This is a genomic window from Streptomyces sp. NPDC023481 (assembly GCF_055560195.1).
The window spans coordinates 195,495-209,807 of record NZ_JBVHJE010000009.1; the positions used below are offsets into that span (position 1 = coordinate 195,495).

Here is a 14,313-nt window from a genome sequence, read left to right on the forward strand (position 1 = left end):
ACGCCGGACGAGGCGCACGGCCCGTCGGACCCCCCTTGCCGCCGGGCGCGCGCCGGCCCGGCGGTGGCCGGTCACCCCGTTCGCTCCGCGAGTTCCCTGATGCCGTCGAGGGTGGTCTTCATGCTGGTACGCAGGGAGTCCAGGCGGGAGGCGATGATCTCCTCCTCCCGGTCCGGCCACTGCTCGATGGCCCGGGTGATGCCGCTGGGAGCGGGCCCGACGAGCGCCGACTGCCGCAGGCGGGTGCCGCCGTGCTCGGCGTCGACTTCGTAGCGCCAGGTCGCCAGGGAACGCGCCGGGTCCAGGACCGGCTCGCCGAACAGGCCGTCTACGTCCATGACGGCCCAGGCGAACACGCGTCGTTCGTCCAGTTCCACCACATGCGAGACGGTCCGCCACTCACCGAGCCGGGGATGGCGGTTGTGGCCCTCGAAGCGGGCGCCCACCACGGGCCGGTCCGCCCCGTCGAGCCACGCCACGCGGTACAGCTCCGGGCTGAGCCTGGCCGGCAACCGGATGTCGGTCACCAGCTCCCAGACCCGCTCCACGGCCGCCTCGACATGAAGCTCGCAGGCCACCTTGGGACCATCGGCGTATCGCACGTCACTCCTCCCCCTCGATGTCGTGGGATCTGGCTACCACGAGACGGGTCCGCCCCGGTAGGCCCGGCGGCTCCGACCAGCAAGGGGCGGGACATGACCACTGGTGGATCGGGCGGGCCGGGGTGGTCAGGGCCGGGTGGCGGTGCCGCTGTCGGGGTGGATGGGGAAGAGCTGGTCGAGGCCGACGATGCGCAGGGTGCGCAGGGTGTGGGCGGGTACGGCCGCGAGGGCGATGTCCGCCTGGGCGGCGTGGGCGTGGTTGTGGGCGGCGATCAGGGCGCTGAGGCCGCTGGAGTCGCAGAACTCCATTCCGCCCAGGTCCAGGACGAGCCGCTGGCCCGGCCGGAGCGCGATCGTCGGGATCAGCTCACGCAGCTCGCCGGCGGTGAAGTAGTCGAGCTCGCCGAAGATTTCCAGAACGGGACCGGTGTCAGCGTCTCGGGCGGTGATCTTCAGGGGGCTCATTCGCTGCTTCTCGTCTGTGGGTCGGGGTCGGGGGCGGGGGCGCCGAGGACGAGCAGGGCGGTGTCGTCGTCGAGGCCGTCCTCGAAGCTCTGCAACAGGCCGGTGAGGGCCGTGATCAGGGCGGGCGGGGGCTTGCCGGCGTGGTCGGCGGCGAACTCGAGCAGCGCCTCGTCACCGAACAGGCCGGTGCGGTCCGCGCCGGTACGGGCCTCGGTGAGGCCGTCGGTGTAGAGCAGCAGGGAGTCGCCGGGAGCCAGGACGGTGGTGGCGGTGGCGAACGGGGCGTTGGGCAGGATACCGACCAGGAGGCCACCGGGGGTGGGCAGGAAGTCCGCCGTGCCGCCGGCGCGTACGACGATGGCCGGGGGGTGCCCGCCGGAGGCGAGGTGGACGGCGACGTGCCCGGTGGCGGGGTCGGGGGTCAGGGTGCCGAAGACGGCGGTGCAGTAGCGGGGGTCGCCGCTGCCGGTGTAGCGCTCGTGGAGCACCTTGTTGAGGGTGGTCAGCGCGGAGACGGGCTCGGGGTCGTGCACGGCGGCGGCGCGCAGGGTGTAGCGGGTCAGTGAGGTGACCGCGGCGGCCTGGGGGCCCTTGCCGCACACGTCGCCGAGGAAGAACCCGAAGCGTTTGCCGTCGATGGGGAAGACGTCGTAGAAGTCTCCGCCGAGCCGTTCGGGGTGGGCCGTGTGGTAATAGGCGGCCATGTCCACGCCGGGTACCGGTGGCAGGATGTCGGGCAGCAGCGACTGCTGGAGTACGGCGAGAGCGTCCTGGAGCCGGGCCCGGTCGGCCTCCGCCTGCTTGCGTGCCGCCTCCGCCTGCCGGCGTGCCGCCTCGGCCGCTTTCCGGCCACGCAGGAGTTCCTCTTCGTAGGCGCGGCGGTCCCGGGCGTCGAAGACGGTGGTGCGGATCAGCAGGGGCTCGCCGGTGTCGCCGTACTTGACCACGGAGGAGACGAGCACGGGCATCCGGCCGCCGCCGCTCTGCTTGATCTCCAGGGCGATGCCGCCGATGTCCCCCTGCATGCGCAGCAGCGGCGCGAAGTGCGTCTCGTGGTAGAGCCGTCCGCCGACGGTCAGCAGGTCGGTGAACCGCATCCGGCCCACCACCGCGTCACGCTCCAGGCCCAGCCAGTCCAGGAGCGTGGCGTTGATCTTCGCGATGGTGCCGTCCATCAGGGTGGACAGGTATCCGCACGGCGCACGTTCGTAAAGGTCGTCCACGCTGTCCTCCAACAGCGCGGCGAAGGCCGCGCTGGAGGTTTGCTCGCCGTCGGCCTCGTGCGGTTCGGGCAGGTGCCCGGTGCGGCACATCACCGCAGTTCCGCCAGGAAGTTCCGTATGGCCTCGTTGGTGGCCTCCGGCGCGGAAAGGTGCGGGCAGTGCCCGGTCGCGTCCAGCGTGACCAGCCGGGAGCCGGGGATCGCCCGGTGGACGTAGGCGCCCACCTCCCGGGGGGCGATCACGTCCTGGGTGCACTCCAGCACCAGGGTCGGCACGTCGACGCGGTGGAGGTCCTCCCGCGAGTCGGAGAGGAACGTGGTGCGGGCGAAGACGCGGGCCATGTCGGGGTCGGTGGCGCAGAAGCTGTTCTTGAGTTCCTCGCCGAGTTCGGGGCGGTCGCCGTTACCCATGATAATCGGGGCCATGGCCGCCGACCATCCCAGGTAGTTGGACTCCAGGGAGTCCAGCAGCTCGTCGATGTCGTCGGCGCTGAAGCCGCCGCGGTAGCCCTCGTCGTCGATGTACCGCGGGGACGGCGCGACCATCACGTGCGCCCCGATCCGCCCCGGGGCCATGGTGGCGGCCAGTACGCCGATCATCGCGCTGACGGAGTGGCCCACGAACACGGCGTCGCGCAGGTCGAGCGCCTCGCACACCTCGACCACGTCCCGGGCGTAGCCCTCCAGGGAGGCGTAGCGGTCCTCCGAGAACGCGGTCCCGTCCGAGCGGCCCGATCCTACGTAGTCGAACAGCACGACGCGGTAGTCGTCGGTCAGGGCGGGCAGGGTCAGCCGCCACATGTTCTGGTCGCAGCCGAACCCGTGCGCCAGGATCACCGGCCGCCCGTGGGGGTTGCCGGTGACGGTGACGTTGTTCCTGCGGACGGTATCCATCTCGGCAGTCTGTCAGGCCGGCACGAGGGGTCAAATCCGCCCGCCAACCCTCCACGTCCCTTCCGACGCCTTCACATACCGCCCGCCAGGGACGGTCACGTTGCGTGACGGAGCCCGCCGGGGTACGGCGGGCTCCAGCGGGCGTCCTGACGGGCTCGGCTCGGGCTCAGTTCTGGGCGAGCATGCCTTCGCGCAGGCGGGCGAGGGTGCGGGACAGCAGCCGGGAGACGTGCATCTGGGAGACACCGAGGTGTTCGCCGATCTGGGCCTGGGTGAGCTCCTCCACGAACCGCATGTGGATGATCCGCCGGTCGCGTTCGTCGAGTTCCGCGATCAGGGGGGCCAGGGCGTGGAAGTCCTCCACCAGCTCCAGGGCCTGGTCCTCGGCGCCGATGAAGTCCTGCAGGGCGGCCTCGCCGTCCTCGCTGCCGCTCAGGGTGGCGTCCAGGGAGGAGGAGTTGTAGCCGTTGGCGGCCAGGCGGGCCTCGCGCACCTCGTCCTCGGGCAGGCTCATCAGCTCCGACAGCTCCTTGACCGTGGGGGTACGGCCGAGCCGGCTGCGGAGTTCCTCGGTGGCACGGGCGAGCTGGACGCGGGCCTCCTGGAGGCGGCGCGGGACGTGCACGGCCCAGGTGGTGTCGCGGAAGAACCGCTTGATCTCACCGACGATGTAGGGGATGGCGAAGGAGGTGAACTCCGCCTCGCGCGCGAGGTCGTACCGGTCGATCGCCTTGATCAGGCCGATCATGCCGACCTGGACGATGTCCTCCATCTCCTCCGCGCCCCGGCTGCGGAACCGGCCGGCCGCGTAGCGGACGAGGGACATGTTCATCTCGATCAGCGTGTTGCGCGCGTAGCTGTACTCGGGCGTGCCCTCTTCCAGGACCGCCAGCTGGTCGAAGAACAGCCTGGACAGCTCGCGGGCGTCCTTCGGCGCCACCCGGGAGGGGTCGGCCACCTCCGGCAGCTCGCTCGTCTGCGTGTCCACTGCCGCGATGCTCATGAGCGCCATACTGTTCCCTCCCGAAAATCGATCCGACCGCTGCCGCCGGCCGAAACGGCCGACGCCGCGGCGTTTACCCCCTCATCCTGCACCCATGCCTGCCGTGTGGACGAATCGGCTCCGGGCACGTGGCGGTGCGCTCAGCCGGTGTGGACGCGGGGGCGGCGGGCCCGGTCGGGTTCCGCCTCGCGCAGGACCTCCCGGGTGACGGGGGCGACCTCGCCCTGGCCGAAGAGGAAGAAGCGCAGGAAGTTGGCGAACGGGTTGCCCTCGGTCCATTCGAAGTAGATGTGCGGGGTGCAGCGGGCGGAGTCGCGGACGTGCAGGAGGAGGGCCGCCAGGGCGTTGGGGACGGAGGCGGAGTCCAGGGTGAGGACGCGGTAGCGGTTGTGCAGGACCTCGCCGCGTACGGTCAGGCCCGCCTCGAACTCGGACGGGTCGGTGACCGTGACCTCGACGAAGACGAAGTCCTCCTGCTCGGGCAGGTCGTTGTCGGCCCGGATCTGCTCGACCTTGTCGCGGTACTCGGCCTTGTCCCGCAACCCCGGTTTGTTGGCGATGAAGCGGACCTTGCGGGTGGCGATGTCTCTGACGAAACGTTCCGCCATCGGGTCGAGGGTCACGCTCGTCACGCGCAGCTCGAAGGCGCGGGCCAGCCGGGAGAGGAACGAGACCAGCATGATGCCGACGATGAAGCAGCCGCCGATCTTCACACCGTCCGGGCGTTCGATGACGTTGGCGACGGTCACGTAGAGCAGGACCGCCGCGACGGTCGCGAAGCCGATGGCCCAGCCGCGTTGCGCGGCCCGGCGGGAGGCGATGGTCACCGCGATCGCCGCCGAGGCCATCAGCACCAGGACGCCGGTGGCGTAGGCGCCGCCCTGGGCGTCCACGTTGGCGTCGAAGATCCAGGTCACCAGGAAGGCGATCAGGGTGAAGACGATGACCATGGGGCGTACGGCGCGGGCCCAGTGCGGGGCCATGCCGTAGCGGGGCAGGTAGCGCGGCATCAGGTTGAGCAGGCCCGCCATGGCGGAGGCGCCGGCGAACCACAGGATGGCGATGGTCGAGAGGTCGTAGACCGTGCCGAAGGCGCTGCCCAGGTCCTGGTGGGCGAGGTAGGCGAGCGCGCGGCCGTTGGCCTGGCCGCCGGGCTTGAACTCGTCCGCCGGGATGAGGACGGTCGTGATGAAGCTGGTGGTGATCAGGAAGCAGCTCATGATGAGCGCGGCGGTGGTCAGCAGCTTCTTCGTGTCGCGGATACGGCCCCTCGGCCGCTCCTCGGTGTCGCCCGGGTCGCCCTTGACGTGCGGCATGACGGCGACACCGGTCTCGAAGCCGGACAGGCCCAGGGCGAGCTTGGGGAAGACCAGCAGGGAGACACCGACCATGGCGAGGACGCTGCCGTGCTCGGTGGTCAGGGCGCCGGTCCAGTCGGTGACGACATGGCCCGCGCCGAGCACGTGCCACAGCCCGACGACCACGACCACGGCGTTCAGCGCGAGGTACACCACGACCAGGGCGAACGCGACACCGATCGCCTCCAGGAAGCCCTTGAGGAAGACCGCGCCCAGCAGGGCCACCAGCAGCAGAGTGATGATCATCTGCTGTCCCTGCAGCAGGTGCGTCAGGTGCGGGTTCTCGATGAGGTGGGTGGAGGCGTCCGCGGCCGACAGGGTGATGGTGATCAGGAAGTCGGTGGCGGCGAAGCCCAGCAGGGTCAGGACGAACAGCTTGCCCTTCCAGAAGGACAGCAGGCGTTCCAGCATCGCGATGGAGCCGGCGCCGTGCGGGCTCTCCTCGGCGACCCGGCGGTAGACGGGGAGCGCGCCGGCCAGGGTGACGAGGACGAGGACGAGGGTGGCGACCGGGGAGAGCAGGCCGGCCGCCAGGGCGGCGATGCCCGGCTGGTAGCCGAGGGTGGAAAAGTAGTCGACGCCGGTCAGGCACATCACCCGGTACCAGCGCTGGCCCTGGTGCGCGGGCTCCGGCTCGGCGTGCGGGCCGGTGTGTCCCGCGGCCTTGCCCATGTCGGACAGGCCCTGGAGCATCCATGTGCGCAAGCGGCCCGGAGGCGGGCGTTCCGTGGTGGCCATCGACGTGCTCTCCCAGATGTGCGGCTCAGCGTGCAGTTCCCGCCATCACACGGGGCGACGGCACCAGCGTAGGCACGGGTGTGAGGTCCGGGCCCACGGGCGGAGTCGTCCGAACGCGTCAAGACGGCGTCAGGACCTGCGCCGGACGCGCCGGCGATCCGTCGGCCGGGACAGACCCGAACCGGTCACGCCGTCAGCCCTACGGAGCAGGGGCCACCGAGCAGGGGGCCGCCGAGCAGGGGGCCGACTGAGTAGTGGGCCCGGTGCGCAGAGGGCCGGGTGCGCAGAGGGTCGGGCGTGCAGGGGGCCGGGCGCGCACCGCCGCGCCGGCACTGCACCAGCGCGCCGGGCCGGGCAGCGCACCACCGCGCCGGGCAGCGCACCGCCCCGCCGGGCCGCGCGTCACGCGTCCGACAGGCGTGTCTCCTCCAGGTCCAGGGCCCGCTGGAGGCGGCGGCGGGTGGTGTCGCTGATGGCGTGGGTGTCGTAGAGCCGTTGGAGTTCGGTCTCCTCGACGGTGATCAGGTCGCGGCGCAGCTCCCGGTAGACCCGGTCGGCGGACTCGGTGGCCGTCTCCTTGGCGCCGTGGCTCTCGGCGAGCCGGTCGCGGGCGTCGTCGAGGCGGGCGGTCAGGCCCCGGCGCAGCCGGTCCAGGACGACGTCGGGTACGACCTCCAGCTCGGCCAGCTCCTCCAGCCGGGCGAGGGCGGCGTGGGCGAGGCGGGAGCGGGCCTCGGCCTCCTCGCGGGCGGTGTGGGCGGGTTCCAGGGCGATGCCGGAGGCGCGGACGACCGGGGCGAGGGTGAAGCCCTGGACGACGAGGGTGACCACCACGACCGACGTGGTCAGGACCAGCACCAGCGGGCGGTCGGCGAGCGGTGTGCCGTTCCTCGCGACCTCGGGGATGGACAGCGCGGCGGCCAGCGGCATCACACCACGCGTGCCCGCCCAGGTCAGCACCATCGGCACCCGCCAGTTCACGCGGCCGATGCCGCCCTTGCGCTGGACGACCGCCGACAGCGGCGCCAGCCACAGCAGTCGTACGGCGACCAGGGTGGCGGCGACGGCCAGGGCGTACAGCGGCCAGGACCGGTCGCCGTCGGCCAGCGCCCGTACCTCGGCGGGCAGGGCCAGCCCGATCAGGGAGAAGACCACGCTCTCCAGCAGGAACACCACCGTGCCGTACACGGCGTGCAGTTGGAGGCGTATGCGGGCGTTGGTGAGCCGGTCGCCCCGGCCGCCGAGGACCACACCGGCCACCACGCACGAGGTCACGCCGGAGGTGTGGGCGACCTCCGCGAGCAGGTAGGCGGCGTACGGGGTGATCAGGGCGATCACCGTCTCCAGGACCGGGTCCTCGGTGCGGCGCCGGATCAGGGTGATGACCGCGGCCACCGCGGCCCCGATCACCGTGCCGCCGCCCGCGAGCAGCAGGAACTGCCCGCCGGCCGCTCCCCAGTTCGCGGCGGTCGAGGCGATGGCGAGGCCGGCCGCGACGCGGACCAGCACCAGGGAGGTCGCGTCGTTGAACAGGCTCTCCGCCTGGACCAGGACCTGTACCCGGGGCGGCAGGGCGAGCCGGCGGCCCAGCGCGGTCACCGCGACCGGGTCGGTGCTGGCCAGCACCGCGCCCAGCACGAACGCCATCCGCCAGGACAGCGGGGTCAGCAGCGCGGCCACCGCCGCGACGGCCGCCGCCGAGGCGAGGACCAGCCCGATGGCCAGCACCCCCACCGGCTTCCACACCGCGCGCAGCTCCCGCCAGGGCATGTCCTCGGCGCTGGCGTACAGCAGCGGCGGGAGCACGACGAGGCCGATGATCTGCGGGCTGATCGCGATCTGGGGGGTGCCCGGCAGCAGCGCCACCGCGAGGCCGGCGACGACCAGCAGGGAGGGCGCGGGGATCCGCCACCGGCGCGCGAAGGTGGCGACCACCGTGGCGAGGACCACGAGGGAGAGAACCGTACCTACGCCGCGCATGCCGTCCCCCTGGGATTGCGGAAGCCGCTCCGGCTCCCGGCCGACCAGACTTCCCGGCACACCTGCCCTCACCCTATCGGGCCAGGTCACGTCAAGACAGTGTCAAGGTCTCGGGGGCCGCCGCCAAGGAACCGCTAACGACCGCACCGGCCGCCCCGGCGACCCGCTTCCTTGGGAGCAGGGACCCCTCTCCAAGGAGGGAGGCGGATCAGTGAGCGGAGCGCGTCGACGGCGATGAGTGACGTACGGCCCGGACGACTGAAGGTCTACCTCGGCGCGGCCCCGGGGGTCGGCAAGACCTACCGGATGCTCGACGAGGGACGGCGCCGCGCCGCGCGCGGGGCGGACGTGGTGGTGGGGTTCGCGGAGTGCCACGGGCGGCCGCACACGGAGGCGATGCTCGACGGGCTGGAGTCCGTCCCGCGCGCGTCCTGCACCTACCACGGTGGGGGCTTCGAGGAGATGGACCTGGCGGCGGTGCTCCGGCGCCGCCCGCAGGTCGCGATCGTGGACGAGTGCGCGCACAGCAACGTTCCCGGCGACGGCCGCAACCCCAAGCGCTGGCAGGACATCGAGGTGCTGCTCGCGGCCGGCGTCGACGTGATCACGGCGCTGAACGTCCAGCACCTGGAGTCCCTCAACGACGTGGTCGAGAAGATCACCGGGGTGCCGCAGCACGAGACGGTTCCGGACGAGGTCGTACGCCGGGCCTGGCAGATCGAGCTGGTGGACATGCCGCCCGAGGGGCTGCGCCGGCGGATGGCGCACGGCAACATCTACCCGCCCGAGAAGATCGACGCCGCCCTCGCGCACTACTTCCGCCCCGGGAACCTGACCGCGCTGCGCCAGCTCGCGCTGCTGTGGGTGGCCGACCGGGTGGACGAGGCGCTCCAGGAGTACCGCTCGCAGCACGGCATCGGCGGGGTCTGGGAGACCCGGGAGCGGGTCGTGGTCGCGCTGACCGGCGGCCCGGAGGGCGACACCCTGGTCCGGCGGGCCGCCCGTATCGCCGACCGGTCGGCCGGCGGGGACCTGCTGGCCGTGCACGTGGCCCGCAGCGACAGATTGGCGGCCGGTGTCTCGCACGCCTCGCTGGCCCGGCAGCGCCGGCTGGTGGAGGACCTCGGCGGCAGCTACCACTCGGTGGTCGGCGACGACGTGGCCGCCACCCTGGTGGAGTTCGCGCGCGCCGAGAACGCCACCCAGCTGGTGCTCGGCACGAGCAGGCGGGGGCGGCTCGCGCGGTTCCTGACGGGGCCCGGCACCGGGGAGACGGTCACCGTGCTGTCCGGGGACATCGACGTCCACCGGGTCACCCACGAGCGGGCCGGCCGCGGCACGCTGCTGCCGTCCCGCCGCCGTACGCTCTCCACGGCCCGGCTGGTCGCCGGTCCGGTGGCCGGGCTGGTGCTGCCGGTGCTCCTCACCGCCCTCCTCGCCCAGCTGCGCGGCACGCTGAACCTGACCAGCGAGGCCCTGCTGTTCCTGCTCGCGGTGGTGGGGGTGGCCTGCATAGGCGGGGTCGCCTCCGCGGTGATCGCCTCGGTGACGGCGTCCCTGCTGCTGAACTACTGGTTCATCCCGCCAATCGGCGCCTTCACCCTGGACGACCCGAACGCGCTGGTGGCGCTGACGGTGTTCGCGGTCGTGGCCGCCACCGTCGCCGCGGTCGTCGACCGCTCCCTGCGCCTGGCCCGCCGCTCCGCCCGCGCGACGGCCGAGGCGGAGACCATGTCGTCGCTGGCCGGGAGCATCGTGCGCGGTGAGGCGACCATCCCGGCCCTGCTGGAGCGGACCCGGGAGACCTTCGGCATGGAGTCGGCGGACCTGGTGGACGAGCCGCCCGACACGGCGGGCGTGACGGCCGTTCCGGCCGGGCCCGGCGCCTTCCTCGCCCTGAGGGGCCGGGCACTGTCGTCGTCCGAGCGGCGGGTACTGGCCGCGTTCGCCGCGCACGTCGGCTCGGCGGTGGAGCGGGCCCGGCTCGCCGAGGCCGCGGCCGAGGTGGAGCCGGTGCGGGCCGCCGACCGGCTGCGCACCGCCCTGCTGCGGGCCGTCGGCCACGACCTGCGCACCCCGCTCGCCGCGGGCTGGGCCGCGGTCACCTCGCTGCGCAGCCGCGAGGTCGCCTTCTCGCCGGAGGACCGCGACGAACTCCTCGCCACCGCCGACGAGTCCATGGCCAAGCTCAACCGTCTGGTGGAGAACCTCCTCGACCTCAGCCGGCTGGAGGCGGGCGTCCTCCGCCTCGATCTGCGGGCGGCCTCGCTGGAAGAGGTGTTGCCCATGGCGCTGGCCGACGTGCCGGAGGTGGAGGTCGCGGACGTCGAGGGCATCCCGGCGGTGCTCGCCGACCCGCCGCTGCTGGAACGCGTGATCGCCAACCTGGCCGGGAACGCGGCCCGGCACACCCCGCCCGGCAGGAAGGTCCTGGTCACCGCCAGTGCCCTGGCGGGGCGTGTGGAGGTGCGGGTGATCGACCGGGGGCCCGGGCTGCCCGCCGACGGCCGGGAGCGGCTCTTCGAGCCCTTCCAGCGGCTCGGCGACACCGACAACACCAGCGGCCTGGGTCTCGGCCTCGCCCTGGCGCGGGGCCTGACCGAGGCCATGAACGGCACCCTCGCCCCCGAGGACACCCCGGGCGGCGGCCTGACCATGGTGGTGTCGCTCCCCTTCGCGGCCCAGCCGGTCGGTCCCGCACCGACCCGGCCGCCCCGACCGGCCGACCCGACCGACCCGACCGAACCGGCTGCCCCAATCGAACCGGCCGACCCGACCGACCGAACCAGCCGGACCGTCGCGCGGACCGAGCAGACCGAGCGGAGCGAGCAGAGCGTAGGAGGCGCGTGATGAGCACCATGACCGCCATCCGGACCCGGCACCCGCGCAGGAGGAGCCCGCGTCGCGGCCCGTGTCCGGCCACCGCGAAGGGGCACCTGGCCGACCAGACGGAGGCCGCTCCGGACACGTCGGGGCCGGTCGCCTGAGCCCCTGCGCTCAGTCCAGTCCGGAGGCCCGGAACACGGCCCGGGCGGCTTCCTGTTCCACCCGCAGGGCGAGGCGCCGCAGGGCGGTCGCGCCGCACAGCAGCGAGCCGTCCGCGGCGGCCTTCCGCGCGCCCTCCTCCAGGCGGAACCACAGGTGCGGATTGCTCACCAGCACCTCGGGGTCGATCTCGACGCGGCCGCCCAGGGCGTCCCTCAGCCGCAGCCGCGGGGCGACACCGTCCAGGCAACGGACCGACACCAACAGGTCCGTGCGGACCCGGCGTTCGCGCATCAGCCGGCGCGAGGCCAGCCAGTTCCGGCCCGCGGACACCCGGGCGGGACACAGCACGCCGAACAGCAGCCCGGAGAGGGCGAGCCACAGCGCGGCGCGCCAGGAGGCCGTCCGTCCGGAGCCCCAGTCGACCAGGAGCAGCAGGGCGAGCAGGACGCCGGCACAGCGGAGCGCGCTCCACATGTCCCGCGTCCACTCGGCGTCGTTCGCGGCCCGCTCTGATCCGTCCGCTGCGTCGGCCTGTGCGCCGGGCGGTTCTCGGCGCGCGTCGTCACGGCGTCCCATGCCGTCGACGGTAGCGACCCGAGGGGGCCGCTCAGCCGGCCTTGACGCGGCTCTGACGGGTTTCCGGCGGTTCCTTGCGGCCGTACGACGCCGCGTCCCCCGTGGGAGGTGGGCAGCCGCCCGTCAAGGCCGCGTCAAGGTCGGCCGGTTGGGCGCGAAGATGCCGCAAGGAACGGTCGGATCCGTCCATGGGCAGGCAGAACCTGGGTGCAACCCGTGAGCACGCCCATGAGAAAGAGGGAGCACGCGCCCATGTCCGTCCTGACCACCGAGCAGCCGGATGCCGTCCCCGCCGGCGAGGAACCCCCTGATACCGGCGAACTCCACCGGCTGACCGCCGTCACCGGACTCGCGGCGCTGTCACTGGACGCGATGGCGTCCGTGGCGTACGGCCCGGAGGCGATCGTCCTCGTCCTGGCCGCCGCCGGCGCGCACGGGCTGGGTTTCACGATGCCGGTGACGCTGGCCATCGCGGCCCTGCTGGCGGTGCTGGTGGCGTCGTACCGCCAGGTGATCGCGGCCTTCCCGGACGGCGGCGGTTCCTACGCGGTGGCGAGGACGCATCTGGGGGCGCGAACGAGCCTGGTGGCCGCCGCCTCGCTGGTCCTGGACTACGTGCTCAACGTCGCCGTTGCGGTCACGGCGGGCGTGGCCGCGCTGACCTCCGCCTTCCCCGCGCTGCACGGCGACCGGCTGTGGCTGTGCCTGGCGGTGCTCGCGCTGATCACCGCGGTGAACCTGCGCGGGATCGTGGAGTCGGCGAAGGTGTTCATCGTGCCGACGGTCGTCTTCGTCGGCTCGATCCTCGTCCTCGTCGCGGTCGGACTGTTCCGCTCCCACCCGGTGAGCACGGTGACGGCGGCCGGCCACGCCTCGGTGGTCGCGGACAACGCCTCGGCAATGGGGGCGCTGCTCCTGCTGAAGGCCTTCGCCTCCGGGTGCGCCGCGCTGACCGGCGTGGAGGCCATCGCCAACGCCGTCCCGTCCTTCCGGGTGCCGCGGGTGCGGCGCGCCCAGCGGGCCGAGGTCGCCCTCGGGGCCGTACTCGGGGTGATGCTGGTCGGCCTGTCGGTGCTGATCGGCCGCTTCCACCTCCAGCCCGTGCGGGGGGTCACGGTGCTGGCGCAGCTCGCGGACGCCTCGCTCGGCCACACCTGGGCTTTCTACGTCATCCAGTTCGCGACGATGATCCTGCTGGCGCTGTCCGCCAACACCTCCTTCGGCGGGCTGCCGATCCTGCTCAAGCTGCTCGCCCGCGACAACTACGCGCCGCACGTGTTCGCCCTGAAGGCCGACCGCCAGGTCCACCGGCACGGTGTCCTCGCGCTGGCCGTCGTCTCGGCCGCGCTGCTGGTCTTCTCCGGCGGGGACACCAACACCCTGGTGCCGATGTTCGCCATCGGTGTCTTCGTCGGCTTCACGATCGCCCAGGTGGGCATGGTCCGGCACTGGCAGCTGGAGCGGGGGCCGGCCCGGGGCCGGCGGGGCAGGGTGCTGCTGAACGGTTTCGGCGCGGTCCTCACCGGTGTGGCGGCGGTGGTGGTCACGGCGAGCAAGTTCACCGAGGGGGCGTGGCTGGTCGTGATCGCGCTGCCGCTGCTGGTGGTCGCCTTCGAGACCGTGCGCCGCGCCTACGGCCGGATCGGCGAGCGGCTCGGTCTCGGCCGGATCCCCGCGGCCCCGCACCGCGAGCGCTCGCTGGTGATCGTCCCCGTGTCGTCGCTGTCCCGGCTGACGTCGGAGGCGCTGACCGCGGCCGTCTCCCTCGGTGACGAGGTCCGCGCGGTGACCGTGTGCCACCCGGACCCCGAGGACCGGGACCAGCTGCGGGCGCTGGAGCGCGCCTGGGCCGCGTGGGAGCCGGGTGTGCCGCTGGTACGGCTGCCCTGCCGGCGGCGCAGCCTGGGCCGGCCCATCGCCGCCTACGTCCGTGAGGTGAGCGCGGCCGAGTCCGGTACCCGGGTCACCGTGCTGATCCCGGAGACCGAGCCGGAGCGGCTGTGGCAGCGGCTGCTGCAGAACCAGCGGGGAGCGGTCGTCGCCCACGCGGTCCGGCGGGAGACGGACGCGGTGATCTGCCGGCTGCGCTTCCGGCTGCCCTGAGCCCGGCCGCCGGGGCCGGGGCCGCCGGGGCCGGGGCCGCCGGGGCCGGGGCCGCCGGGGCCGGGGCCGCCGGGGCCGGGGCCGTAAGAGTCCCGTCAAGGCCGCGGGGGCCGCCGTAAGAGAGGCGTCAACGGGCGACCGGATCCGGCCAGTCAGGCGGTTTCCTCTAATCGTCCGATTCAACCGAACCTCACTCCAGGAGTTCGCGATGGCCGATCTGGCCTTCGTCCTCACCGTGCTCGCGGGTTTCGCGCTGGTGGCCCTCGTCGCCAAGGGGGTGACGAAGCTGTGACCGCCGAGAACGTCGTCGGCCTGGTCGTGGCCGTCGCCCTGCTGGGCTATCTCGTCCTCGCCCTGATCTTCCCGGAGAGGTTCTGACCACCC

At 73.0% G+C, this 14,313-nt stretch carries 12 protein-coding genes; 4 read left to right on the forward strand and 8 right to left on the reverse strand.

Going from position 1 to position 14,313, the window contains the following annotated elements; all coding sequences use genetic code 11:
• Positions 1–71: 71 nt before the first annotated feature.
• The 7 genes from ACZ3ZD_RS19665 to ACZ3ZD_RS19695 form a co-directional block, all read right to left on the reverse strand.
• Complete coding sequence (locus ACZ3ZD_RS19665; protein ID WP_467398810.1) at positions 72–602, reverse strand: SRPBCC family protein; 531 nt, start codon at positions 600–602, stop codon at positions 72–74.
• A gap of 126 nt (positions 603–728) precedes the next feature.
• On the reverse strand, positions 729–1,067 hold the full coding sequence (locus tag ACZ3ZD_RS19670) for an STAS domain-containing protein (protein ID WP_467398813.1): 339 nt from the start codon (positions 1,065–1,067) through the stop codon (positions 729–731).
• Positions 1,064–2,380, reverse strand: coding sequence for a PP2C family protein-serine/threonine phosphatase (locus tag ACZ3ZD_RS19675; protein ID WP_467398814.1), 1,317 nt, complete (start codon positions 2,378–2,380; stop codon positions 1,064–1,066). The genes ACZ3ZD_RS19670 and ACZ3ZD_RS19675 overlap by 4 nt, the downstream gene beginning before the upstream one ends.
• A complete protein-coding gene (locus ACZ3ZD_RS19680; RefSeq protein WP_467398816.1) occupies positions 2,380–3,183 on the reverse strand; it encodes an alpha/beta fold hydrolase in 804 nt (267 codons plus the stop codon). Before ACZ3ZD_RS19680 ends, ACZ3ZD_RS19675 begins: the two co-directional genes overlap by 1 nt.
• Positions 3,184–3,349: 166 nt before the next feature.
• Complete coding sequence (locus tag ACZ3ZD_RS19685; RefSeq protein WP_467398819.1) at positions 3,350–4,195, reverse strand: RNA polymerase sigma factor SigF; 846 nt, start codon at positions 4,193–4,195, stop codon at positions 3,350–3,352.
• A 131-nt stretch (positions 4,196–4,326) separates the two neighbouring features.
• Positions 4,327–6,282: an APC family permease gene (locus tag ACZ3ZD_RS19690; RefSeq protein WP_467398821.1), complete on the reverse strand. Its 1,956-nt coding sequence runs from the start codon at positions 6,280–6,282 to the stop codon at positions 4,327–4,329.
• Positions 6,283–6,684: 402 nt separating this feature from the next.
• Entirely contained in the window at positions 6,685–8,262 is a 1,578-nt protein-coding gene (locus ACZ3ZD_RS19695; protein ID WP_467398822.1) for a Na+/H+ antiporter, read from the reverse strand.
• A gap of 234 nt (positions 8,263–8,496) precedes the next feature.
• Here ACZ3ZD_RS19695 and ACZ3ZD_RS19700 point away from each other — a divergent pair, with 234 nt between their 5' ends.
• Together ACZ3ZD_RS19700 and ACZ3ZD_RS19705 are read left to right on the forward strand one after the other, a co-directional pair.
• Entirely contained in the window at positions 8,497–11,112 is a 2,616-nt protein-coding gene (locus ACZ3ZD_RS19700) for an ATP-binding protein (protein ID WP_467398825.1), read from the forward strand.
• Positions 11,112–11,249, forward strand: a complete 138-nt coding sequence (locus ACZ3ZD_RS19705; RefSeq protein WP_467398827.1) for a hypothetical protein — start codon at positions 11,112–11,114, stop codon at positions 11,247–11,249. Before ACZ3ZD_RS19700 ends, ACZ3ZD_RS19705 begins: the two co-directional genes overlap by 1 nt.
• Positions 11,250–11,259: 10 nt before the next feature.
• Here ACZ3ZD_RS19705 and ACZ3ZD_RS19710 read toward each other — a convergent pair whose 3' ends face one another.
• Complete coding sequence (locus ACZ3ZD_RS19710; protein WP_467398830.1) at positions 11,260–11,826, reverse strand: hypothetical protein; 567 nt, start codon at positions 11,824–11,826, stop codon at positions 11,260–11,262.
• A 252-nt stretch (positions 11,827–12,078) separates the two neighbouring features.
• Here ACZ3ZD_RS19710 and ACZ3ZD_RS19715 point away from each other — a divergent pair, with 252 nt between their 5' ends.
• The gene (locus tag ACZ3ZD_RS19715; protein ID WP_467398832.1) at positions 12,079–13,929 is read left to right on the forward strand and encodes an APC family permease; all 1,851 of its coding nucleotides are present in this window, start codon (positions 12,079–12,081) and stop codon (positions 13,927–13,929) included.
• A gap of 288 nt (positions 13,930–14,217) precedes the next feature.
• A complete protein-coding gene (gene kdpF, locus ACZ3ZD_RS19720) occupies positions 14,218–14,307 on the forward strand; it encodes a K(+)-transporting ATPase subunit F (RefSeq protein WP_009326374.1) in 90 nt (29 codons plus the stop codon).
• Positions 14,308–14,313: the final 6 nt, after the last annotated feature.